The organism is Desertivirga xinjiangensis (genome assembly GCF_024436435.1).
Taxonomy (GTDB): domain Bacteria; phylum Bacteroidota; class Bacteroidia; order Sphingobacteriales; family Sphingobacteriaceae; genus Desertivirga; species Desertivirga xinjiangensis.
The window spans coordinates 1,092,384-1,117,816 of sequence record NZ_JAFMZP010000001.1; the positions used below are offsets into that span (position 1 = coordinate 1,092,384).

Sequence of the window (25,433 nt, forward strand, 5' to 3'; positions counted from 1 at the left end):
GAGGATGTAAAACTTTGACCGAAACAAACAACGTCCCCCAAAGATATAGGGGACGCGTATAACATCGAAGGACTGGTTGTTTTCGACGACGGATCAGTCCAGCGATAAAATAATAACAGATATCCGCCATAGGCGAAAACCCATAATGATCAAAAATATGCAAAAAGTATTACATCTGCATGTTTCTTTTCAGCGTAGGATGCAACCTCATTGTGTTGTGCAAAACATGCTAAAGAAATATATGCAGGTGGCCGGTAAGAATCTGCTCGAAGGTAAAATAAATTTCTTTATGAAGTGCTCGTTTATTCTGATAGCTATCAAATTAACGTTCGTTGGTTTAGTCTGTGCCAATACTGTAATCGGACAGAATCTCAACCAAAAAATCAAATTAGAACTCGAAAATGCAAGTGTCGGCAATAGTTTATCTATAGTTGAGAAAGCGAGTAATATTCAAATTAATGCTCAGATAGGGCTACTCAATGGTGTCCAAAAAAAGGTAACTATCAACGCAGCCGAAATAACGATAGCCGATGCCCTGAACAGGATATTTGCTAATACCAATCTACAGTATAAGCTGGTGGAAGGCTATGTTGTCGTTACAAAAAAAACGGTGCCCATTATAGTTACCGGTGTTGTGGTAGATGCAAAAACGGGCGAAACATTAATTGGTGTAGGAATAAGTGTAAAAGGCGGGACAGCAAGGACGGCTACAGATGTGAACGGTAAATTCAGCCTTTCTATACCCGAAGGTGGTGCAACCTTAATCGTGTCTTATCTGGGTTACCACGTAAAGGAGGTCAGGGTAAATGCTGACAGCAAAGATATAAGAATTCCATTAACGGTTTCTTCCAGCCAGTTGGGCGAAGTGGTTGTAATGGCCAGACGAAAAAGCAACACAGATATTGCGGTTCTGGAAGAACGGAAAAATTCGTCGATCATACAAGACGCAATTTCCTCTCAATTGATCGAGAAAACAGGAAGTATCACTACCACCCAGGCCTTACAACGTGTTTCCGGTGTAACCGTCACTGATGATAAATATGTGGCTATCCGGGGGCTCGGCGATCGGAGTGTGATCGGCCAGTTGAATGGCGTTCGTTTAGCTTCTTCTGATCCTGACCGTAGTACTATTCCCCTGGATCTGGTACCCGCTTCTTTGTTAGATAATATTACGATTTATAAAACGGTTAGTCCGGATAAGCCGGCTGATGCGGCTGCAGGTATTGTTGAATTAAAAACTAAATCTGTCCCCGAAAAAGAGACGTTCGAAATTATAGTACAATCTGGTCTCAACTCTAATGTAGGAATGAACGGACAGTTTAATAGTTTCTGGAACAGTAACATGGGAGCTTTTGGAAACAAAATTAATGACAAAAACCTTAGTGCCGATTTTAAGAACCTGGCCACTCAGTATCCATCGGGGTTAGGGTCTATACAAAGTATGATTGCTAACAGCAATTATAGTCCCACTGCTTACCAGGAAGTTAACAGGATCAATAAGATCATGCAATCTTTTGATCCGGTAATGACCACCAGGTATAAAAAAGCGCCTTTAAATCAATTGTATTCTGCTACTTATGGCAACAGTTTCGATGTGTTTAAAAAACATAAAGTTGGTTTGATACTGGGCGCCAACTATTATAGTCGGATTACGGATATCAGCGGAGGCGATTTAACCCAATACAGTATTTATCAGGGTGTAGTTACCGGAAATCCGGATGTCTTCAGTCCTCGCAATATCCCTAACTACATTACTCCTAACAGTCTATTTATGGGGAAATATCAAACCTATAAAGAGAACACGGGTGTTGAAACGCTGAACTATGGTACACTGGCAGGTTTGAGTTATCGCTTTAATGCCCGACATGAAATCAGTATGCAATACCTCGGCAGCTGGGGCGGCGAAAGTAAGGCGACCAATCTGGCAGGGCGTTATGAATACACAGGACTGCCAGGAGAGGTTTACACAACTACGAACTCTTTAAAGCAAACCTTTCGCAATCTCAATACTTTTAACCTGCAGGGAGAACATAAATTCTTTAGCAAAGAACTTTCACCCCGTTTAAGCTATAATGTAGCCAGCTCCCGGTCTAAGCAGAATGATCCGGATTTTCGTTTTGCCAGTTTAGCTGATTATATGCCAAGAGGTGGCGGTTGGTACAACAGGCCAACTGTAGGTGCCGGTAATTTACCCCCTGAGCCTACCTACACTAAGCATCTTTATGCCCTTACTTCTGGCTACGTGAATGGTTTCGGTACCTATGGCATTATGCAGGCAGAGCCAAACGGACGAAGATGGCGCAATCTGGACGAACAAAACTACAACTATAAAGCTGACTTAAATATTCCATTTAAATTCTTGGGGCAAACACAGCAGTTTAAAACAGGAGTGAATTACCTGTTTAGAGACAGAACCTTTACTGAAAACCAATTATTTCTGCCTGGATCTAATTTTGCCGGCAATAAAGCAATTCCACTATATGATGTGGAAGGAGACCTGGACCGTTTGGTAAGCAGCCAGATCATAGGTGTTAAGTCTCCATCGGCCAACCAAGGTGAGGGAATGATGCCGGTTGGTGGTTTCCTATATAACAGTAAAAAATCGCCTAATAATTATAAAGGCTATTTCGAAACGAATGCTTTTTACGGCATGGCTGATTTAAAACTTACCGAAAATCTGCGTTTTACAGGTGGAGTGCGTTTTGAAATGACAAATATTGGCTCCTCAGTTGATACCGCCGGTGTGTTTTTAGACCCTTCACTAACTGTTGATGGCGGCAGCATCCCTTTGAATCCAATCAATCCAAATTCTGTGTATAAAACAGATTATAAACCTTTCTACTCTGTGAATGCGACGTACACGTTGAACAAAAACATGAATTTCCGTACGGCATATAATACCACACTGGCCAGGCCGGAGTTACGGGAAATTACTAACGTATTCGAATTTGACGCCTTCCAAATGGGGCTGGTTGTGGGGAATCCGAATTTAAAGAACCAGTTCACTCAAAACCTGGATTTCAGATGGGAATGGTTTCCTGGAAAAGGCGAGGTGCTGGCCTTTTCGGTCTTTGGAAAACGTATTGAAGATCAGCTGGTAAAAGTATTCAGTCTGCAAACTGCAGGTTTAGCGGCCACGTACCCGGAGTTTCCTACCATTCAGTTTCAGAACGATCCTAACGTAGGTAAGGTGTGGGGAATTGAATTGGAACTGGTGAAGAGCCTGGGATTCATGTCGCATTCTTTGAAGAATTTTTATATGGGATCCAACTTGTTACTGGCACAGAGTGAAATCAAAAAAACACCTCAGCGATATGAGGCGATTCGTTCACTTGATCGCTATACGCCCAAGAATAGTCCGCTTTTTGAACAGGCACCTTACTCTGTTAATGCCTGGTTAAATTATGCAAACACAAAATCGGGTTCTGATTTTACTACAACTTTTAACATGGTAGGAGAGCGCTTAGTGCAAATCAACTTGACAGGCGAACCCGACTTGTATACCATGCCAGTGCCTACCCTGGATTTCGTATTTTCTCAGCGTCTTACTAAAAACATAAAGTTCAAAGGATACGCTAAAAACATCCTTAACCCTAAAGTCAAAACTGTTTATGCTAATCCTCAAACGGGTGGTAAATGGTATGGAAAGGAATACATAAATAGAAGTTTCACCCGGGGAGCCGAAATTATGATGGGCTTTACCTACAATCTTCTAAAGTAATGAATATGATAAATTACAGATCTTTTAGTCTTTGTGCTGCACTGATGTTTTTCCTCTTTCTGTCCTGCAAAAAAGATAAGATGGATTTTGAATCAGATAATCGCGCGGTGACTGTTAATCGAGCGAATTCTACGGCCCGTTTGGTTAACCTCGCAGGCTATGGTCAGGTTATAGCAAATGGCGATACTTTAACAGCTTTTACTGTACATAATCCCCTGGATCCTGATGTAGACAAATCCCTGGGAACGGATTACTTTCCGGCGACTGGGAGCTTAGGTAAGACATGGTTCATTCCCCGGGATTTGTTTGACAGTAATGAGACCCTGGAACTGGATCTTAGTACGAGAAATTACCAGGGGATTGGAGATGAAGACCTGAAATTTCAGGTCGCTAACAGCTATATAAGTCCAACTGATTATTATATTATGCCCACCTCCTTCATGGAAGATCAACCTGATGTGGTCGCGATTCCCAGAGGGGTGACAGCACCGTCAAAGCCGGATCATTTCAAAATCAGAGTGGTTAACCTTTCTGGTAACATTAAAAATCAGGTGGTCAATTTCAATGGCAAACTGGAAGATCTGACTGGTGGCGTGTCGCTTGCATATGCTGATGGTACCCTGGTTAATGCGAAAACAAATAATGTCAGCAGTCTTACCAGGGCATCCGAATACATTGAATTGCCTTACGGGACGTACCAGTTTAAGATGCTTATGCAAGACGGTCGTCAAATGCCAGCGCTTGGCTCTGAACTGTACGCAACATCGATCATAGATCCACCTACTTCAACTCTTCCAATCGGTTCAGCAAGATCCAGTGATCTTACCTATGCGCCTATACAGACGTACCAGCCGGGAGGCATCTACACTATTGTGGTGGCACCCCAGCAATTTCGTTACCTGGTTAATGAAATGGATGAAACATCTAACACTTATCAAAATTCCTTTCAGATTGTGTCCGACAACAGTGCTCCGGTTAATAATACCTACTTCAGACTGCAGGCTGTTAATGCTTTTGATGCACGAAACTTTAGCTTTCGCATAGATGGTAAACCTTTAGGTGAATTGCTTTCTTTCGGTTCTGCCGGTGCATATAGTATCCTGATCCAGGGTAAGCACAAAATAGAAGCGCTGGATGAGGCGGGCCAGGTGATTGCCACTACGGAACAGGAATTACGTGCAGCACAGAACTATACTGCCTGGCTATACCCCGATGCCCCTGGTAAAGCAAAACTGCTGATTGTAGCCAATGATCTGAGTGGTTCGAGATTTAATAGTGAAAAAGCGCAGGAAGATGGAACATTCAGCAGGGATCAGTATAAGTACTTTTTTCAAAGCCGTTTTCTAAACCTTTCGGTCGGCAACCCTTACATAACTTTTACTCAGGACAACGGACAGTCGGTTGCAGGAAACAGTGATAACCTAAATGCGGGACTGAATCTGCAGCCAGGTGTTCCACTATTTGAAAGACCCAATATCTTCAAATTCTTCGACGAGCAGGCCTACCAGTTGATGGCTTATCGTTCTAAGCCAAATGTAGTTCCAGGTATCTGGGCACAGGATATTGAACCGCTTAAAAGTGAAGCATTCATCGCCAACAAGGCACTTTACCAAAATGCTGGCAGGGCAGTTCCGGTACACGAACCGGGAATTTTTACGGTCGCTCTAATTGGTCGGTCCGGCACTGATGTCAGTCCGCTGCTTAAGGCAAAAATGATCATTGTCAAACATAACAAATAATGAAGAAGCAATTTTTAGATACTTACCTTTTCATTTTAGGGTTTCTCAGCTTGTTTTCGGCTGGTTGTGTGAAAGTAGAATACAGCAAGATAGACGAACCTGCATATCTGAGGGTCTTCAATAATATAAACTATGTGCAAACACTTGGCAGCAAAGATGATAAGGTGCCATTTTTTTGTATGCTCATTAATCCGGTGCTTGACGACAGCGGAATGCCGGTCAGTGCTGGGATCGTAGGCGATTTTTTGGATAAGCGGGCAGCCTATGCACCTCCGTATCCGTCTCATGTCGGTACCAGCATTTCTGTAAATAATCCTGAATACCCCGGCAAGGAGAATGTATTGGTTGGGCCTGTATTGAACGGCTTTGATCTAAGCAGCTGGGCTCAGGTGCCTTCTGGCAAACTGAGGATTATGTTTGTTTATCGTCCCAAAAATACGGTTCCTTTCTTTCAGCTGGAGAATCATCTCAAGAAAGATATTTTGGTTGACACTGTCATAGATCTTTCGGTTAAAGAAGTTTATACCCTGCATTTGCTGCAGAAAGATTTTGTGACCAAACGCAGCGGCATTCTCTTACGTCAGGAGAATTTTCATAAGCTGCCTTTGTCTGATTCCCTTGCTTATGTCAACTTTTATAACATGAGCGCAAAGGGATACTGGGAGGCAGACAAGTCCCTGAAGGCCGATAATTATCGTTTAAAGAGTTTTCAAGGTGGGATGAGAGATGAGATGAATGTCTTTCTCACACTCTATGAAACTGAATCGAATTTAAGCCATCTGGGTGAGACAGTTTCTGGATATAAAGGGAAATACGTCAGCAATGTCAAGTTAAACACGACAACCGGGGTGGTAAATTCTTATGTGAGTTTCCCCGTCTGGGCGAGCGGCAAATCCGATGGCATAAAGACAGATATTTGGCAGCGTTTCGATTTCTTTACTCCTGGTATGGACATCGCTAACAATCCCTTTTATCACAGTTCTATTGATAACGGAGGAAATTGGGCGGCGGTCAACTGCCTGGCCAAAGGACAGACAGGACTGACTAGCAATGATAACGGGGCGCTACTTCCCAATTTGCTGGTAAACATTCATTCTGGTACTTATAATCCTAAAACATTTGCAACAGTTAATACCATTGAAGTTGTGAATGGCGAGGTATACCTGACAACAATCCAGCGGAAATATGCACCTCCGATTTATTGATTCACCGAATTGTAAATTCAAAGGAAAGATGAAAAACTTAAAATATTTATGGTTGCTGGCAGTGTCCTTCTGTGGCCTGTTGGCATGTAAGCATGATGAATTATCCGTCATCAAGCCTAATGAGAACATTCGGCCTGCAGCAGATTTCGTGAAAAATAATTATGAAACGAGTCTGTTTTTTGCGGCTATCGAAAAGTCAGGTTACAAAGAACAACTCAATGGACCCGGCCCCTTCACTGTATTAGCGCCAACCAATGCAGCATTCAATGGATTGGGTATATACTATCCTTCTGATTTTGACCGCATAGATGCGGATAGTCTTAAAAGGCTGATTGGCTATCATATTCTCCCCAGAAGGCTTAGAACGAGTGATGTACCTGCCAATGGGGTGGATGTGCGATATGCTACTTTAGAAGGGACGGAATTATATACTTCACTGGCTTCGTTGAATGCAAATGGCGGTCCAGCAGGCAATACCCTTTATTTTAGCGGAGCATTAGCTTCCCGTAAAGATGTTGTACTCGCTAACGGCGTACTACATGTATTGGAAAAAGTGATGAAGCCGGCATTCCAAACAACAACCGCACAATGGCTGGAGCAGCATGCAGAATACAGCGTTTTTGTTGCGGGACTCAAGAAGTTCAATCTCTGGGAGCAATTGACTACATCTGGACCCTTTACCATTTTTGCACCAGACAACGATGCGTTACAAGAAGTGGGAATTAATCTGGAATCCATCAGAGATATGGACACTTCGCTGTATAAGGGCGATTTGCTCTTTGGATGCTACTTGCTTTACAATAGACATTTTTTTGTAAACGATCTGCGGCTCTTTGAAGCGATTAATTCCAATGGGAGGTACAAATATTTACTAAAGAATGATACCCACCAAATGGAAATTTTTGGTGATTACAATTCGGACTGGGGATATGAGCTCATCTTAAGGACGGGCGGCGGACCTTTAGACTGGATTGTAAAGACTGCACATAGTCCGCTGATTGCAAAGAATGATAATTTATGTAGTAATGGTTTGGTTCATCATCTCGGAACTGGATTGGTCAGCCCTGAACAAGCGTATAAAAACTAATACATGATGAAAAAAGATATTTTAAAAAATATAGAACACTCTCTGTTTATACTACCGCTGGCGCTGTTGTTATTCGGCATGGCTGCATGTAGTAAAACAGAGTTTTTACCGGATCCTGAAGGCGTGCAAGTGCCTTTTGAGGAAACAGCTACGCAAACGGTAGAACAGTTGCTGGCGGCCTCTGATGCAGAGATCTATTACGAAGCCTGGCAGAAAAGTAATTTAAAGAACGAAATCGCAGCAAAGGGCAGTAAGTTTGACTTTACAATATTTGCTCCTGACGACGCAGCCATGCAGGCGGCGGGATTAACAAGTGCGGTCATTCGGCAAATGCCAATGGATGAACTGGATAATTTGCTTCTGTTTTACACATCTATAGGTAAACTCGATGCTAATGTATTGAAAAACAGGAGTGATAATTATGTAGTGAAAAGTATGCTGCAGCATCCCGGGCTGTATGTTGAGCATTTTGAGAACCCAGATTCTTATCCTGGAGGATACGATCATTATTTCTACAGAAACTACATGGCCGTTGCTGCTGGGGATTTGCTGGTTAATGGAAAAAACACCGGGAAGCTTAGCTATTCTGCAGCCAAAAATGGCGCCTTATTTATCCTCGGAAAAACAATCGAAAAACCGACTAAAACTAAATTGCAGGTACTCAGGGAAGATGGAAGATTTACGATGTACCTGGAATCCCAGCGACTTACAGATGAAATGTACCTTGGAAAAATAGGTGATGGAATAGAACCGTTATTTGGTTACAGGCCAGAAAAGGAGGAAATCAAAAGAGATTTTGCTTATGAGCGCTTGTATTATGACGAGGATATGGAATTTATCGATTATGGTTATTCTGCTCCAAATATCGTGATATCAACATTATTTGTTCCCACTGATGATGCTTTCCATAAGGCAGGATTTCAGACTGTAGCAGATATTCTAAGATTTAATGAAGAACGGGGTAATGCATTCTTTGATGAGAACACGTATCAGGCAACGGGTGGTTATCCATTGGATACAATAATGAATTTCCATCGTGATTGGGGGCGCTTCTTCGCCCCTAAAGATCCGAGTTATGGACTTGCACGCAACAATGCCACGGTATTTTACTCCAACGATCTAAACACTTCATTGCAAAACTATATGGTGAATATTGGTGGAAGTGCTCAACCTATATACGCATATAAAATGCCGCTTGCATTTTCAATAATTAACAACAAGATTCAGATCCAGGTCCCCGGCTCCGATAGGCCGGCGGCAACAATAGTGGAGGCCGACATCAATACGCTCAATGGGCCTATTCATGTCATAGATCAGCTACTTATCCCGAAGGGATTTAAACTATTTTAATATGACACAGCGTATTTCTCTACACCAACATAGCAAAAAAGTATGGTCTCTTTTCCTGGTCGTCCTGCTCGGATCCTCTTGCAGCAAAAACGAACAGGGGCTATCTGACTATGATAACAACAAGATCAACCTGGTAATTGCGGATAATTTCAATCTTTCGGCGTTTAGCGCAACTTTGCAGCGTAGTCAGCTGGATCGGGAATTACAAAACGGCGCTGGACCTTATACCACGTTGGCGCCTTCGGATGTGGCATTCGGGAAGGCCGGTTATAACGGAGCCGTAGGGGTAATGACTGCCGATCCGGCCATAGTTTCGCACATTGCCAGGTATCATACGCTGGACGGAAAGTACGAACTGAACAGACTACCATTTTTGTTCAACCAGGAACTGCGTTCCAGGGGAGGGAAACTATATGCCACGCATTGGGTTAAAGGGCAGGATACGATCCTTACCATCAACGGATCCAGGGTCTTAGCTCAAAATGTTCCGGCTTCCAATGGTCTGATCCAGGTATTGAACCGGGTGCTGACTCCTTATCTGCACGATGTGCTGACTGATGCCATCGCAGCAGAATCCAATATTACGCTCTTTACCCAGGCGGTCAAAGTAGCCGGATTGATGGATGTGATAAGTGCCGAGGGTCCTTATACTGTCTTTGCGCCAAATAATGCTGCTATGCAGGCGCTTGGTTACAGTAGTATAGAACAAATTTCGGCTACCGATCCTAAACTGCTGAAAGATATGGTAAACTATCATATTGTTAAAGACCGGAGATTTATTTACGATTACATTTTAAGTACAGGACCATCTAACACAAGTCGCCAGGCTATGCTGGACGGCAATTCAGTGAACATCCATTTGGTTCCAGACAGCAATGGCCCTGGAAGCTTTAGCGGAATTACCCTTAAGGGAACTGGAAATACAACTGATTCAAAATTAGTTAAACAAGATATCCTGACCGGCAATGGCGTATTACATATTATTGATGGAGCGTTGCGTATTACCCAATAACAGGTAAAAGCATAAATAATTAAGAGTAAAAATGAAGAATATATATTCACTGGGCATGCTATGCGTGCTGATATTGGTGTCGCTTTACAGCTTGGCTCAAGAAACGAGTGGTTCGTTAGCCGGGCAAGTCAAAGATGCCAGGGGAGAAGCTATACCCGGAGCAACTATAGTTGCCGTTCACACTCCCTCAGGTACACGTTATGCCATCTCTACCGATGCAGATGGCCGGTATTTCCTGAATAATTTGCGTATTGGTGCACCTTATATGGTAACAGCTTCAACTTTGGGGATGAAAAGCGCCGTAAGTAACGATGTAGCCGTTCGTTTGGGTGGAACGCAGCAACTCAACTTCCTTTTGGAAGAGAATACCCAGGAATTAAATACTGTAGTAGTTTCTGCAAGAAGTACCGGCCGGCAAAATGCAAATAACTACGGGACAGGTAAAAATATCAGTGGAGAGCAGGTGAAAAATATGCCTACTATTTCCCGAAGCATTACTGATATTACCCGTTTAACGGCTCAGGGAAGTCGTGATAATAGTTTCGGCGGTACAAATTTTCGATACAATAATGTAACCATAGATGGTGCGGTCAACAACGATGCTATTGGTTTTAGTCCTTCACTGGGTGGGCAAACCGGCACTTCAGGTATGAATGGTAGCAGTACCAGGACCAATCCTGTTTCTTTGGACGCAATAGAGGACATGCAGGTTTATCTTGCTCCGTTTGATGTTAAGATTGGAAATTTTACCGGGGGATCTATCAACGCTGTTACGCGTAGCGGGACCAACAAAATAAGCGGTTCAGTATACGGTTTTGGCAGAAATGCAGCTATAACAGGTAATGATCGTGTAGGTAGCCTCGGCAAGATGAACAGCGATTTTCAGGACTATCAGGCAGGTTTCCGTATCGGTTTCCCAATTATTAAAAATAAATTATTCTTCTTCAGTAACGAGGAAGTTACCCACCGTCAGGATCCAACTCAACTTGTTGCAGGCTCCGCAGAAACAGGTCACATATTCAGCGTTGCTGATGCTCAATCTATTGAAAATGCTGCAAAAAATCAATATGGGAGTGTTTTTGACGTGGGAACCGCCGGCGTTTATACCAACTGGAGTAAATCTCAAAAATTCTTTAACCGTTTGGATTGGAACATCAGCGATAAACATCAGTTAGCAGTTAGAAATAATACGATTTTTAGTAAAGCTACACATATGGATCGCGACCAGCAGGATTTTAGGTTCAGCAGTATGGCTTTCCAGCAGGAAAACAATCAAACCAGCACCGTTGCAGAATTAAAAAGCCGTTTTGGTAATCAGCTATCGGGTAATTTGCTTATAGGCTTTACACGAGTGAGTGATAGCCGGGATCCTTTAAGCGATCCCACTTTGCCGCAAGTGCAGATCATGGGGCGCACACCCGGTACTACCATCTATTTAGGTACAGATCGTGAAGCAAGTATCTTCAATATGAAACAGCAAACCTGGGAGTTTACAGCCAATCTGAACTGGACTAAAGGGCGCCATAAATTTTTAGTGGGTACACACAATGAGCTGTATGCTATCCAATATGGTTTTGTAAATGCCTGGAATGGCCGTGTAGACTACCAGAGCATAGAAGATTTTATCACCAATAACCCTAACAGGGTAAGGGGCAGTTATAACTATACCAACAACACCAGGGACTATTTGCTCGATCATCCGGCAGCAGATTTTGATGTAAACATGTACAGTGTGTATGTGCAGGATGAAATCAGGGTTAGTGATAAACTGCGCATTACGCCGGGGATGAGGGCCGACCTTGTACACCTGCCTACCATGCCAACTTTAAGCAATAAGGTTCGTAACATTATGGACGATCCTAATTTTGGCACTACTTATTCCTATACTCCTTTGAATCGTATCCAGAATAAATTTCTAAACAAGACGCAATTGTCGCCCAGATTAGGTTTCAGGTATGATGCGCTGGGCAACCAGAAATTGATCTTCAGGGGAGGTCTGGGGATGTTTACAGGTCGTATTCCATTTGCATGGCTGGCTTATGCTTATTATAATACAGGAGATAGTTTTGGTGCTATCGATCAAAGGGCCGATCAGCAGCCTTTCAGTCCAGGCAGTGATCCCATCAAACCAAGCCCGAATGGTATTGGCGATTTTATTGAACAAAACGGAACGGTAATTAATAATCCAAACAGCGGACGTACACAAGTAGATTTGGTTGATAACGGATTTGTTATGCCGCAGGTTTTACGTGGTAGCTTAGGAGTAGACTACGAAACAAAAAATAACTGGCGTTTTACAATTGAAGGAATGTACACGAAAAGTTTAAAGGATGTATTATTCCAACAGTTAAATACTAAAGATAACCCTCTTTATTATGGTTACGATAAGGAAAAGCAACAGCCCGTATATGGAGGAACAGTCGATCCGCAGTTTTCGAACGTTTATTTGCTAAGCAATACCAGTGAAGGTTACCGTTATAGCCTTACAGGCACTGTTTCTAAAGTATTGGGCAAAGTGTTAAATGTCAGTGCTTCCTACACTTATGGAGAATCAAAAGACCTGAGCAATGGAGTTCGTAATTCTATGGAAAGCAACTGGCAGTTAAATCAATCTCTCATTCCAAACAATCCGTCCTTAAGTTATAGTAATTTTGATGTCCGCCACCGCATAGTATCCAGTATCAGTTATAATCATGAATGGAAAAAAACAGGCAAGACAAATATCAACTTGTTTTTTAGCGCTCAATCAGGAAGCCCCTTTACCTATGGTATTGTAAATGCGAGTACGCAGGGCCTGCCACAACAGGTAAGTTTAAGTTATATCCCGCTGCCTGAAGAGGCTATTAACTATTTTAAGAACACCCCAGTACAAACTGCGGAACAACAAGCTGTGGCATTTAACGAATTTATTGATGGAAATGAATATCTGAGCAGCAGAAGAGGGATGTATACTGAGCGTAATAAAGGTCGTACGCTTTGGAATGTTCAAGCTGATTTGCGTTTGGCGCACGAATTATTCATCAATAAAAATAATTCGCAATCGTTAAGCTTTACTGTGGATGTAATGAATATAACTAACCTGATCAACAAGCGTTGGGGAATTCAGTATTTTTCACCAAATACATTTAACTCCACCAGTAGTGTAGGCTTAACACCCGTGTTGTTTCCTCCGCAACAAAATGCAAATAATTATCCGGTTTTTACCTTTAATAACCCTGGTAAGCCTTACAGCATCGATTATTTTGGATCAAGGACCCAAATGCAATTGGGATTAAGATATAGCTTTTAAAATTTTAATCATAAAATTAAAATGTATATGATTATTCAACATAAATGGAATTTGAGTATCAGTATGATGCTGTTTCTACTGGCGTTTATAGGTGCTTGTAAAAAAGATAAGACAGAAGCACCTGTTGCAGAATTTAAGATAGCGGGTTATTATCCTAATAGTGGTAATGCGGGTACTTTGGTCACCATTGAGGGACAAGGGTTTGGATCTGATATCAGTCAATATTCTGCCAGCATTTCCGGGAAGAGTGTTGAGGTTATCAGTGCAACCACAACAGCCCTGGTGGTTAGAATGCCCGAAGGAGGAGTAAGCGGTGCTCTTAGCCTGAAATATGATATGCAAAACTTTGAAATAGGGCATTACACGTATCAGGACCTGAGTGTAACCACAGTGTTCCCCTCCAATGGTCCCGCGGGTTCTCAGATAAGGATTACAGGAGAGGGATTCAGCAGTACAGACGGACCTGCTACGGTTTTTATTAATGGTAAACCTGCACTTGTTGTAAGTTTATCAGATAATATCATTGTTGCAGAAGTACCAGAAGATGCTGGTTTTGGGCCGGTGATGGTAAAGGTGAATGGAAAAGAAGCGCAGGGCCAGAACTTTACATATCAGGCTATATCATCTATCAAACCTTTAACGGGTGGTAAGAATACGAGAGTAACCATCACAGGTACAGGTTTTGAAGAACTTGCCGAGGGTAACCTGGTGGAATTTAATGGAACGGCGGCGAGGGTGCTGGAGGCCGATAACAGCCATTTGGTAGTGCTTGCACCTGATGGGGTACGGACCGGACCCTTATCGGTTAATATCAATGGGCAAAAAACTACGGGGCCAATATTTACCGTGGTTGCTCCACCTTCAATTGAGATGGTAACCCCTTTAAGTGGGCCCAAAGGTGCTGAGATGACCATTTCCGGTTCTCTCTTCAGTACTGAATTGGATGAAAACAAAGTTTACATTAATAATATTTTAGTTCCTGTTCAATCTGCCAGCGAAAGTCAGATAAAGCTGGTTGTGCCAGGTGGTACAGGCTCCGGTCTTATTCGTGTTGTAGTAAACGACCAGGAAACAGCAGGGCCCCAATTTAAAGATCAAACCCTGGGTATCGTTTCAGTAAGTCCTGATAATGGTTTGGCAGGCACAGCGATCACTATCAAAGGGTCAGGTTTCAGTACAATTGCAGCAAATAACAGGGTGTATTTTAATGGAGTAATGTCTACTGTAAAAACCGCGACTGAAAATACTTTAACACTAGATGCTCCGCAGGGCCTCACGACAGGAGATTTGAAGGTAGTTGTCGGAGCTGAAGAAGCTTTAGCCCCGCAGCCCTTTAGAAGAGCCGGTGTAATGACGTTGGCCGGTGGACCTAACAGTAATGACTTTGGCCGGTTTATGGCCGGAATAGCGGTAGATAACAGCGGTAACGTTTATGTAACAGACAGGTCGAACAAAGTTGTAAAAAAGATTACGCCAAATGGAACGGTAAGTGTATTACAGGCAGATGGAGCCGACATTATTTTTGATACTCCGTATGGAATCGTGATCGATAAACAAAATAATATATACGTGTCGGACATTGGACGTAACCATATCAGGAAAATTACCCCTTCAGGGCAAAACACCATTTATATTTCAGGCTTCTCGCCGGGCCTTATGACATTTGACAATGAAGGCAATCTTTATGTGAACATTAATAGTGCTTATGCGGGGATGAATAAGGTAAATACTACTGGTGCATATTCAAAAATCGCAGGTCCGTTTTGGCCAATGGCCCGCCCGGCGGTGGACGCAAATGGAAACCTATATTATGTGGATGCGGGAACAAGCAGCAGTAATGCCATTAGTCGTGTTTCTGGAGAAACCAATTGGGTTGGTAATTCTGATGCCGGTTACGTAGATGGAACAGGAGCGCAGGCAAGATTCAATAGTATTAATGGTTTGGCATTGTTCGGAAATGGGAAATTGATTGCCGGAGACCGGTTCAACTATGCGATTAGAGAGATTGATATTGCCAGCCGAAAGGTTTCGACCTTGGCTAAACTAACGAATGGATTTGCAGATGGCAGTCTTTCTACAGCGAAAATTGCTTCTATGGATGATATGGTTGTTGATCAGGAGGGTAATATCTATATTCTAGATGCGCAAAATAACGCCGTGAGAAAAATATTCTTGAAGTAGAATAGGTAAAAATTCAATATGGCTTGTTAAAGTGGTGGTGTGGTGAAAAGCACTGGATCATCTTAGCAATGCTTGAAAGTAAGATGTCGTTTTAACATAAATGCCGGGCTATTAGTACCGGCATTTATGTTAAATGTCACCTTCGTCTGACCTTCTTTTGATCTTCTCCTGACCACGCTTTAGAATTTATATGAGATATAAAGGTAATGGTTAGATTTTTCATCGGGATTAGTCAATGAGGTCCTAAACCATTTCCAATAGATCTCATAACGATCTCTATAGTTTGTTAAAGCGTGTTCAGACGATGGTATGACTGTGATTAGAACAATACTTGTAAGATGTTAGGTCTGGAGTCTGTCACAGAACAATTGAGACAATTAAGCAAAACATTGAACAAAACAACCAATCTAAATTCATTTCTTTTGGCGCTGGTTCAAGTTACAAGAAATTTATACTATGCGATTCTAAAAAGTATAAAGCTGAGCTTGCTAAAATTAAAAACAGGACACTGTAAAGACCTCTAAATCCCTTCATTATTCCTAGCTTCGCATAATGAAGAAGGGCCTGGTTACATCATTCCTGTGTGTCGTTCTGCTTCAACTAGCAGCACTGGTACCTGCTGTGGCTCAAACCGTGCAGGGAGTGGTCTTGCAGCGCGGAACAAGTACGAGACTTGTGGGGGCTTTAGTGATCAATCTAAACAGTAAAGATAAAGTCAGCTCAAACAATTCCGGCGGCTTTACTATTCCTGCCTCCCTGGGAGACACTCTTGAAATTCGTTGTATAGGTTTCCTTTCGCATAAACAAGTTGTGCATACCTACGCAAGCCTTATTGTGAATCTTCGCCAATCAAATGTTTTATCTGAAGTAGTGGTGCACGGTAATACGCTCAAAAAAGATCTGAAAGAGGTGGAAGATCAGTTCAGAAGTAAAGGGATTTATTATAAAGGAAAACCACCGCTTGCACTTTTGATACCATTTGGTGGTAGTCCGTTGACGTTCTTTCATGAATTGCTTAGTAAGGATGGGAAAAGGGCGAGAAGGTTCCACAAATATGCAGAACGCGAGCTTGAATATTATGAAATTGCTTCCAGGTTCAACAACGGAACCATTAAAAGAAGCGTTCCTATCAAAGATGATGAGCTTCTCGATTTTAAAGATGCCTATATGCCTACGGCAGAACAGCTGAGATCCTGGAACGACTTTGATCTTGTTAATTATATTAAGAGATCCTATGAAGAATTCAAGAAAACTCCCACCAGCAGCCAGGAATAATTTAACTTGTCTAAAAGACAATTAATCACTTGCAGAATGCCAACTGTATTCCTTTCTTTGGAATTTATTTAAAGAAAATCAAAATGAGCTCCGCTATAACCATCCGGGATTATAAATTATATAAAGCAACTGCTGCGCTGAAAAAGCCAATTGCCGACGCTACACATACCCTTCAGGAAATTTCCTTCCTTGTACTTCGCCTTCAGCTTGAAAATGGCATTGTAGGTGAGTCATATTTACTTTCTTTTCAGTACTCGCCTGAAGCGATACGAGGCGCTTTTAGGGACTTGCTTCCTCATATAAAAGGTTATGCGACACACGAAACAGGCAAGGTGATTAAAAAAATTGATGACCTGTCGGAGTATTTTGGAAACCAGGGAATCAATCGCTGGGCTCAGGCGGCTATTAATATTGCCATGTGGGACGCCTGGGGAAAGTATCTGGGACAACCTGTCAATAAAATTTTGGGCACTCATCGCGACAAATGCTCTATATATGGCAGCGGTGGCTGGATTTCATACTCTGTAGACGAGCTGATTGAAGAGGTTTCAGGTTATGTGGAGAGAGGTTTTCGCGCCGTTAAGATCAAGGTCGGCTCCCCCAACTGGCGCACAGACCTTGAGCGATTAAAACTGGTTCGTAATGCAGTAGGGAGGGAAGTGAATATTATGATGGATGCTAACCAGGGAATGACCTTACCTGCAGCGATCCAGCTGGCAAATGCAGCCAGAGAACTGGATATCTTTTGGTTTGAGGAGCCTTTGCATCATCAAAATTTTGATGGTTATCAATCTCTTAAACAGCAAACCGGCATTTCGCTGGCCATGGGAGAACGGGAGTACGATACCCTGCCTTTAGTTGCTTTACTGCAAAGAAAAGCTATCGACATCTGGCAGCCGGATCTGCTTCGCATTGGCAGCGTTGAGGCATGGCGCGAAAGTGCAGCCCTGGCTAATAGTTATCATGTGCCAGTGTTGCCACATTATTATAAGGATTACGATGTTCCCCTGGTTTGTTCTGTGCCAAACGGTTTAGGTGTTGAGTCGTTTGACTGGATCGATCCTTTGATTGATCAACCCATGCTGGTAAGGGATGGATTCGCTTACCCGCATGAAGGTCCGGGCTGGGGCTTCAATTTTATTGATGAGCTTTTAACGGAAATCGCTATATAATAGGCTTTTTAATTTCTTATATTTACGATAATCTATAGTAAGCTTTAGCGAATGAAAAACCGTAAAATGTTAATGGTTGCCAGGAAGGTCCAGAGTGAAGAAGAAGATTCTTTAGATGTTCAATTTTGGCTAGATCAGCCGGTTGCTGCCAGAATATCAGAGGTTACCAGATTACGTCAGGAGTATTATAGCTGGCTTTTAGGTGAGTTTCCAAAACGTATGGAAAAGATTGTCTCTAGAAAAAAAATATGTGCCTGGGGCATTTGTCTGACTGTTAGCCAGTTTTTTCTAGAATAAGCTTAAATTCACACATACAGATCTGTCTTATGCTTGATATTGTTATAGAAGCTCGTAAAGCTTCGCTGGCACCGGGTATGGATGTCAAAAGAATTCTCCCATTTCGCCTTCACAGAATGATCGGACCTTTCATTTTTATGGACCATGCCGGGCCAGTGGAGATAGAACCTTCGCAGACCTCTTCTATAGACGTGCTGCCACACCCGCATATCGGTCTTTCTACAGTAAGTTATTTATTTGGTGGGCAGGTTACTCACCGTGATAGCTTGGGGGTGCAGCAGGTTATCCGCCCCGGGGAGGTTAACTGGATGACAGCAGGTCGGGGGATCTCTCATTCTGAACGCTTTGAAGATCCCTCGGTGTTAGCCGGAGGAAGTCTCGAACTGATCCAAACCTGGGTGGCGCTGCCGGAAAAGGATGAAGAAGCTGAACCTTCTTTCGATAATTACCAGCCTGATGAACTACCGGTTTTCACGGATACCGGCGTTTGGATGAGGTTGATTGCAGGGAATGCATATGGTCTGACCAATAAGGTTAAAACTCATTCGCCCCTGTTTTATATCCATGTTGTACTGCAGAAGAGCGCACATTTCGGACTACCGCAGGAGCATTCGGAAAGGGGAGTATATATCGCAAAGGGGAGTATCGAAGTATCGGGGGTAACTTATCCTGCAGGACAGTTACTGGTATTTACGAAAGGCGTTGATCCAATGATCATTGCCAAAGAGCCATCTGTGCTGATGCTGCTGGGCGGTGAGCACTTAGGGCACCGGCATATCTGGTGGAACTTTGTATCATCCAGAAAGGAACGTATCGAACAAGCTAAAGCCGATTGGATGGAGGGCAGAATTTTGCTGCCCCCAAACGATAACCACGAGTTTATTCCATTGCCCGAGGATAAAAGAGGGCCTGCGGGTACTCCTGCTCCCGAGGCCTTGTCGTAATCCAGGATCTTTATTGTTTAATAAAGGTAAAGCTCCTTTTAAAGCGGTTTTCACCTGAAATAGTCATAATATAGGAACCAGGAGATAAGCTGTCTCTCAGATAAAAAGAGTAAACGTTATCTCCCGGTTTTGTCTTTATAGTTTCCTGCTGGATTACAGATCCATTTAGTGTATAAATACCGATCAGGAGTTCCCTGTTTCCATAATTATTAACTTGTAGGTTCAGTTTATCAGCTGCCACCAAAGGATTTGGGAAGATCCTTAACTCTGTCTTGTCAAGATCAAAAGAAACTGTCTTTGTCCCCAGGACCGTGCTTGTGCCATTTTTGTCAACCTGCACTAACCTGTAATAATTGGTGCCGTTTGCTGGCTCTGTATCATAGCAGACATATTGCGAGCCTGGGTTAGGCCTGATATGGAGCAGGGTAGTGTATGAATCGTTATTTACGGCACGTTCAAGAATGAAACCCTGGTTGTTAGATTCCCAAAGAGTGGTCCATGCGAGTTTTACCTGTTCCTTTTGTTTGATTGCAGTAAAATTTAACAGGCTCACGGGAAGCGGACCATCACTTACTGTAAGAACCCTGGCATAAGTAGTGTAATCGGAGTAAACCGCATAGAGTTTTCCGGAATTGGCTGCCATTACCGGATGAAATACCGTTGAAGCAGTAAAGCCAGGCTGACCTGCGTCAATCCAGTCTCCTCCTTGAAATTTCTTTACAGTGAACCTGTACCTGGCATCTCCGTCTTCATAGCCAATATAGGGTATGTTATTAATAAAATCAATGTTCAATGCACGTGCATCTGTCCCTGAAATGCCCTCATCAGTACCGACATAATGCCAGTTAGTACCATCAAAACTCTTTACGCTAACCTTCTGCGAAGCTGAATAATCCTTGAAAACCACAAAGGGTATTCCTTGATTAAAAGCCAGGTCTACCTCTCCATCTGAAAATAGTGATTGATCAGCGCCTAATCTCGTCCAGACACTCCCGTCATATTTTTTTACTATCACCTGCTGGTCATTCTCCTCAATGAAAGCCACATAGAGAATGTTATTGTTAAAAGCAATTCTGCTCACTTTCGCAGCTCCTGCACTTACACTTTCACCACCCACCATGTCCCAGCCTGATCCGTCGAATTTCAGTACAGAGATTTTACCGTTATTAGCCTCATCCCTTAAAATTACATAGGGGATATTATTGTTCACAGCAATGGAAGTGTAAGAAGCCGCTCCTGTTGAAAAACCTGAATTACCCACCGGAGTCCAGTTGCTCCCATTGAACGACATAACAGTGGCTTTGTTACTATTATATGCATCCTGATAAACCACGTACGGAGTATTGTTACTTATAGCAATGTCGCAAAACCTGGCCGCCGCTTCTGAAAAACCGGCTGTACCTACATCATTCCAGGCACCATCAAACTTTTTGACACGGATCTTGCTGTTTAATGCTGAATCAGAGAAAGCGACGTAGGGAGTTTCGCCAGAAAAGCTGATTGAATTGTATCTTGATCTTCCGGATGAAATTCCTTTTTCCCAAAGCGAAATCCATTTATTGTTTTCCAGCTTCTGCACTCTTGCACGCCCGGTATTCGCGGCATCCTGGAAAAGAATATATGGAGAATTGTTGCGAACATAAATAGATGAATGCTGCATTAACTCGCTGTGCAAGCCTTCACTGCCGGCATCTACCCAGCCAGAGCCGTCAAATTTCTTAACTTCTGGCCTGCCGTCGTTTGAAGCATTGGCATACAGTAAATAAACAGTGCTGCTGCTTGCATCCATAGCTAAATACCTCCCGTCAGCAAATTTCGACCCGGCGGAAACCCAGTCGTTCCCATCCAACTTCATCACTGTAGTTTTATGATCGATGCTTTCCTCATAAACAACGTATGGAGCGGAACCGCTGAAAACGATCTGGGTATTCCAGACATTAGATGCTGAAAAAGAAGGTTCCCCAACATATGTCCATGCGGTATTTGAAAATTTCATTACGCTGGCCTTGCTGGTTATAGCATCCACGTACGCTACATAAGGGGTATTGCCGAAAAATGCTAATGAAGGTCGGTTAATGGCGGTCGCTGTAAATCCCTCTGTACCTACGGGAAACCAGTTATTGCTTTCGAATTTTTTTAAGGTAGGTTTTGAGTTGCTTTTTTCTTTATAGAGTACATACGGGATGTTTTCGTTGACGCTCAGAGAAAGATCTTCAACCGGACCCGTTGAAAACCCTTGGGCTCCTACCGGAATCCAATTGCTTCCATCGAACATCACTACGGAGACCTTATTTTCGTGGTTCCCGTCAATATAACCAAGATAGATGTTCGTTTCGCTGACAGCAATGCTTACCGAGGTAGCAATGCCGGGAGAGACTGGTGAAGCACCGAGGTCGCTCCATCGCGTTCCGTCGAATTTTCTTACACAGGCTCTGTTATCGGAATTTATAAAAGCAATATAGACATTGTCATTCTGATCAACCACTATGTCGTTATAACTTATAGAACTTGCGGGTTGATTAAAATCATCAGGACCTAAGGGCTGCCATGTCTGGGATTTTAGGGGAGTTAAAGAGAGAAATATTAACAGAGCTGTCAACAATCCACCGTGTCGGAAGGATAAAAAACTATTCATGCGTATAATAAGGATTTACCTCAGAGTCAAAATTAATTTTATTTCTCTTGAACTTTAAATATTTCTCATTTGCCAGCCGGGCTGTTAGGAATTAGTGGTGCGGCAATTACAATTTGCATGGCTTGTTCTTTTGTAAACCCTGCAGCAACTAGCGCCTCATAATAAGATCTGCTTATTTGCGCCAGTTTTTTTAGTATTTCTGGCTGGCCCAGATAATTCAGATGAACATCTATAGATGATTTATAGATTTCCTTGTACATGTCTCCAAAGTTGTTCATAAATTTTGGCGGGGGTGGAGGCGTCAAAACTACATCGGTGTATTTGTCTTCAGGGAAATGTGATGTCTGCTCGTCGGATGTTCTTTTCTTTGTAAGATCGACTCCATAAAAGTTGAAGTCGAATTTGGTTCCCGGTTCCACTTCAATAATGTCAAATAAGCGGGTGTCGGAAGGAATAGGCTGGAAGTAAACGATAAAAGAGTGCTTTTTCTCATCTGGTTTGAAATAATACATTTGAGGCGAGATGCTAATTCCTTCCGATTTAACGTAATGATACCTTTTTCCGTCCGGTGTATTAATATAGATTTTAGGATCTAACCGTATCCATCCATTATTATTCAGATGCTCGAAACTGACAATGGTATGCTGTTTAGTGAATTCCACTTTCGTTATGTAACAGATCCCGTCGCCTACACTTCCTACATAAGGATTCTCATAGACCTGAGAAAAACCTGTAACAAAAAAGAATAGAAGGAGTCCGGTTAATAGCAACTTACTTTTCATATTTTAAATTTGATTCTCTAAATATAAATTATTTAACTGGATATTTAATATTGTTTAAATCGCTTAATTTGTTGTTGGTTTAATCTTCACTACTGACATAGGGTTGTCAATTTCACCCTGATATTTGTGCAAAACAATTTCAATGGAAACCCAAAAAGAAAATGCATTTAATGTAATTGGTATCGCAGTGCGTACCACAAATGAAGACGGCAAGTCCTCCAAAGACATACCGGAACTTTGGACCCGATTTATGAGTGAAAACATACCAGCGCAGATCACCGGAAAACTTGATGAATGTATCTATTGCCTGTACACAGAATACGAAAAGGATCATACCCGGCCATACACAACAATCCTGGGATGCAGAGTTGACAGCATTCAAGAGATCCCTGATGGCCTTGTTGGTAGAACCGTTGAGGAGGGTATGTATAATCGCTTTGTTGCCAAAGGCAACTTAATGGAGGGTGCGGTTTTCAATGAGTGGCTGAAGATATGGAACTCTGATATTGACAGGGCTTTCACTACAGACTATGAGGTATACGGCGAAGCCTCCCAGGATCCTGTTAATGGGGAAGCTGACATTTTTGTTGCTGTGAAATGAGCGACCGGCTTAAAGAACAGGATGCCTGTACGCTGAAATGACTCTCCTTAAAGCTCCATAACACTCTATTATGGAGCAAACCGAAATCTATGCAGAGATGGATAGTCTCCTCCCGGCTGCAGTATTAGCTGAAGCGTAAGATTTAATATATACTTCAATTAAAATTTCGTTTATTTACTTAACCAATCGCTAATGCTTATTTGATCTCCAGATAACATTAGATAACCAATTTTGCGCCGGAGTAAACTGTTGTTTCATGTCAAGTTATTCAGATAGGAGTATTGATGAGTTGTTTTTTTCTATCAGGCAAAGAGATCCTTTGGCGTTTGAAGAATTGTATTCCAGAACCTGGAAAGACCTATTCTCCATAGCCTATAAACGCCTTCGTGACGAGGATACATGTAAAGATATTTTGCAGGAAATTTATATAGATCTTTGGAACCGGGCGGCTGATTTGGAAATTTTAAATATTAAATCGTATCTATCCACAGCAACGAGGTATAAGATTATAACGCACATAAGCAGGAATTCTGGAAAGTCATATATTTTTGACCACTTGGAATATATGCTGGAGTCTTATGACAAGGCGGATCACAGCCTTAATAAGAAAGAACTGCAAAAGATAGTAGATTTATGGATTGATACGCTTCCGAAGAAAAGAAAAGAAATTTTTCTTCTTAAGATTGAAAGCAACAAAACAACTACTGAAATAAGTTCTGAACTCAATATTTCGCGGAAAACTGTTCAGAATCAATTGCAGACAGCCTTGTCTGGTCTTAAGATCCACCTGAATAAGCTGGCTCTTTTACTCTCCATATTATTTTTTTAATTTTTTTTTTGGGACTTTTCCGATCTCGTGAGACTATACACTGATCTGCGGCTGATGCAGATCTTTTTAGCTCATGAAGAAAACCTTATCAAACAAAAAACACTTACAGCAGATCGCCAAAAAGATCCTCGATGGCTCCGCATCCCCGGAAGAGAGAGCTTTTTTTGAAGCTTTTTATAACAATTTTGATAAACAGGAAATCGATAGCAAAGCGTTTGATGAGATTGATCAAAAGCTTAGAAAGAATATCCTGGCTCACATTACATCCGAAGAACCTCAGCCTGCCAAAGTTCTTTTTATCAGACCTTTGAGGAAACTCAGACTTGTTGCTGCAGCTATTGCCGGATTTTTGATTATAAGCAGTATAGCTTTGTATTATTATTCTCATATCAAGGCTGATGGTCAGCACTTCACTAATAATACATCGCCTTTAATTCCTGCCAAAGATAAAGCTATCCTCGTTCTTGAAGATGGCAGGGAAGTGGAACTTGATAGTACAGAAATAGATATCTCAAAAATTGCCGTTTCAGATGTACTTAACCAGTCTTCATCGTCCGGTCAGAGCTCTGCCGGCTCTCAGATCCAATTCAACTCTGTTTATACTGCTCCGGCCAGTACATACAATGTTATCCTGAGTGATGGCACACACGTGTGGTTAAATGCACGCTCTCGCTTGAGGTACCCGGGCAAATTTTCCGGTGACGAGCGTAAAGTTGAATTAGAGGGTGAGGCTTATTTTGAGGTGGCGAAACAGTATACTCAACAAGGTGAAAAGATACCTTTTAAAGTGATAACAGGAACACAGGAAGTTGAAGTACTTGGAACCGAGTTTAACATCAACAGCTATTCACAGGGTCGTATTTTAACAACTCTCATCTCGGGAAGTGTAAGGTTAAATGATACCCGGAGTCCTGGAAGCTCAATACTATTAAAACCACTTCAGCAGGCAGAGTACCAGGGAGCATCTTTCAAGACCAGGCAGGCAAATCCTGAGAAGATATTAGCCTGGAAAAACGGAGTGTTCCATTTTGATAATCAAACTATTGAAGAGATAATGGAGGAAGTATCTGATTGGTACCAGGTCGATTTCACCATTGATGATCAAGCGAAAAGGGAGCGCTTTACAGGGATACTTTCCCGGTACAACAACATAGAGTCATTGGTGAACAAGTTAAGATTAACCAACAGTTTAACGATCGAAATAAAAGGAAGGGAGGTTTCAGTGACCAAATAATTGCGCAAACATAGTCATAATAGTAAACCGGAATGCAGCAACATCCCGGCTTATTAACTGAAATGTCAAGGTATACACAT

17 protein-coding genes are annotated in these 25,433 nt (G+C 42.3%); 15 read left to right on the forward strand and 2 right to left on the reverse strand.

Annotation, left to right across the window (positions count from 1 at the left end; translation table 11 throughout):
• The first annotated feature begins 226 nt into the window (after positions 1-226).
• The 12 genes from J3P37_RS04565 (at position 227) to J3P37_RS04620 (ending at position 19,272) form a co-directional block, all read left to right on the forward strand.
• Complete coding sequence (locus J3P37_RS04565; protein WP_256009823.1) at positions 227-3,721, forward strand: TonB-dependent receptor domain-containing protein; 3,495 nt, start codon at positions 227-229, stop codon at positions 3,719-3,721.
• Positions 3,722-3,801: 80 nt separating this feature from the next.
• Positions 3,802-5,460: a DUF4397 domain-containing protein gene (locus J3P37_RS04570; RefSeq protein ID WP_256009824.1), complete on the forward strand. Its 1,659-nt coding sequence runs from the start codon at positions 3,802-3,804 to the stop codon at positions 5,458-5,460.
• The gene (locus J3P37_RS04575; RefSeq protein ID WP_256009825.1) at positions 5,460-6,665 is read left to right on the forward strand and encodes a hypothetical protein; all 1,206 of its coding nucleotides are present in this window, start codon (positions 5,460-5,462) and stop codon (positions 6,663-6,665) included. The genes J3P37_RS04570 and J3P37_RS04575 overlap by 1 nt, the downstream gene beginning before the upstream one ends.
• A 28-nt stretch (positions 6,666-6,693) precedes the next feature.
• Positions 6,694-7,752, forward strand: coding sequence for a fasciclin domain-containing protein (locus tag J3P37_RS04580; protein ID WP_256009826.1), 1,059 nt, complete (start codon positions 6,694-6,696; stop codon positions 7,750-7,752).
• Between the two features lie 3 nt (positions 7,753-7,755).
• Entirely contained in the window at positions 7,756-9,102 is a 1,347-nt protein-coding gene (locus tag J3P37_RS04585; RefSeq protein WP_256009827.1) for a fasciclin domain-containing protein, read from the forward strand.
• 1 nt (position 9,103) lies between these two features.
• Positions 9,104-10,114, forward strand: a complete 1,011-nt coding sequence (locus tag J3P37_RS04590; RefSeq protein WP_256009828.1) for a fasciclin domain-containing protein — start codon at positions 9,104-9,106, stop codon at positions 10,112-10,114.
• Positions 10,115-10,145: 31 nt separating this feature from the next.
• The gene (locus J3P37_RS04595) at positions 10,146-13,403 is read left to right on the forward strand and encodes a TonB-dependent receptor (RefSeq protein ID WP_256009829.1); all 3,258 of its coding nucleotides are present in this window, start codon (positions 10,146-10,148) and stop codon (positions 13,401-13,403) included.
• 27 nt (positions 13,404-13,430) lie between these two features.
• The gene (locus J3P37_RS04600; protein ID WP_256009830.1) at positions 13,431-15,584 is read left to right on the forward strand and encodes an IPT/TIG domain-containing protein; all 2,154 of its coding nucleotides are present in this window, start codon (positions 13,431-13,433) and stop codon (positions 15,582-15,584) included.
• A gap of 552 nt (positions 15,585-16,136) precedes the next feature.
• Positions 16,137-16,859: a peptidase associated/transthyretin-like domain-containing protein gene (locus tag J3P37_RS04605; protein WP_256009831.1), complete on the forward strand. Its 723-nt coding sequence runs from the start codon at positions 16,137-16,139 to the stop codon at positions 16,857-16,859.
• A gap of 83 nt (positions 16,860-16,942) precedes the next feature.
• A complete protein-coding gene (locus tag J3P37_RS04610; RefSeq protein ID WP_256009832.1) occupies positions 16,943-18,031 on the forward strand; it encodes a mandelate racemase/muconate lactonizing enzyme family protein in 1,089 nt (362 codons plus the stop codon).
• A 51-nt stretch (positions 18,032-18,082) separates the two neighbouring features.
• Positions 18,083-18,328, forward strand: a complete 246-nt coding sequence (locus tag J3P37_RS04615; protein WP_256009833.1) for a hypothetical protein — start codon at positions 18,083-18,085, stop codon at positions 18,326-18,328.
• A 29-nt stretch (positions 18,329-18,357) separates the two neighbouring features.
• A complete protein-coding gene (locus J3P37_RS04620) occupies positions 18,358-19,272 on the forward strand; it encodes a pirin family protein (protein ID WP_256009834.1) in 915 nt (304 codons plus the stop codon).
• A 10-nt stretch (positions 19,273-19,282) separates the two neighbouring features.
• Here the strand turns inward: J3P37_RS04620 and J3P37_RS04625 are convergent, their stop codons facing one another.
• Together J3P37_RS04625 and J3P37_RS04630 are read right to left on the reverse strand one after the other, a co-directional pair.
• Complete coding sequence (locus J3P37_RS04625; protein WP_256009835.1) at positions 19,283-21,907, reverse strand: T9SS type A sorting domain-containing protein; 2,625 nt, start codon at positions 21,905-21,907, stop codon at positions 19,283-19,285.
• 65 nt (positions 21,908-21,972) lie between these two features.
• Positions 21,973-22,689 carry a hypothetical protein gene (locus J3P37_RS04630; protein WP_256009837.1) on the reverse strand — a complete coding sequence of 239 codons (717 nt, stop codon included), beginning with the start codon at positions 22,687-22,689 and terminating at the stop codon, positions 21,973-21,975.
• 142 nt (positions 22,690-22,831) lie between these two features.
• Here J3P37_RS04630 and J3P37_RS04635 point away from each other — a divergent pair, with 142 nt between their 5' ends.
• The 3 genes from J3P37_RS04635 to J3P37_RS04645 all read left to right on the forward strand — a co-directional run bounded on the left by J3P37_RS04635 (position 22,832) and on the right by J3P37_RS04645 (position 25,353).
• Positions 22,832-23,290: a GyrI-like domain-containing protein gene (locus tag J3P37_RS04635; RefSeq protein ID WP_256009838.1), complete on the forward strand. Its 459-nt coding sequence runs from the start codon at positions 22,832-22,834 to the stop codon at positions 23,288-23,290.
• A gap of 256 nt (positions 23,291-23,546) precedes the next feature.
• Positions 23,547-24,119: an RNA polymerase sigma factor gene (locus J3P37_RS04640; protein ID WP_256009839.1), complete on the forward strand. Its 573-nt coding sequence runs from the start codon at positions 23,547-23,549 to the stop codon at positions 24,117-24,119.
• 73 nt (positions 24,120-24,192) lie between these two features.
• The gene (locus J3P37_RS04645) at positions 24,193-25,353 is read left to right on the forward strand and encodes a FecR family protein (protein WP_256009840.1); all 1,161 of its coding nucleotides are present in this window, start codon (positions 24,193-24,195) and stop codon (positions 25,351-25,353) included.
• The last annotated feature ends 80 nt before the right edge of the window (positions 25,354-25,433 follow it).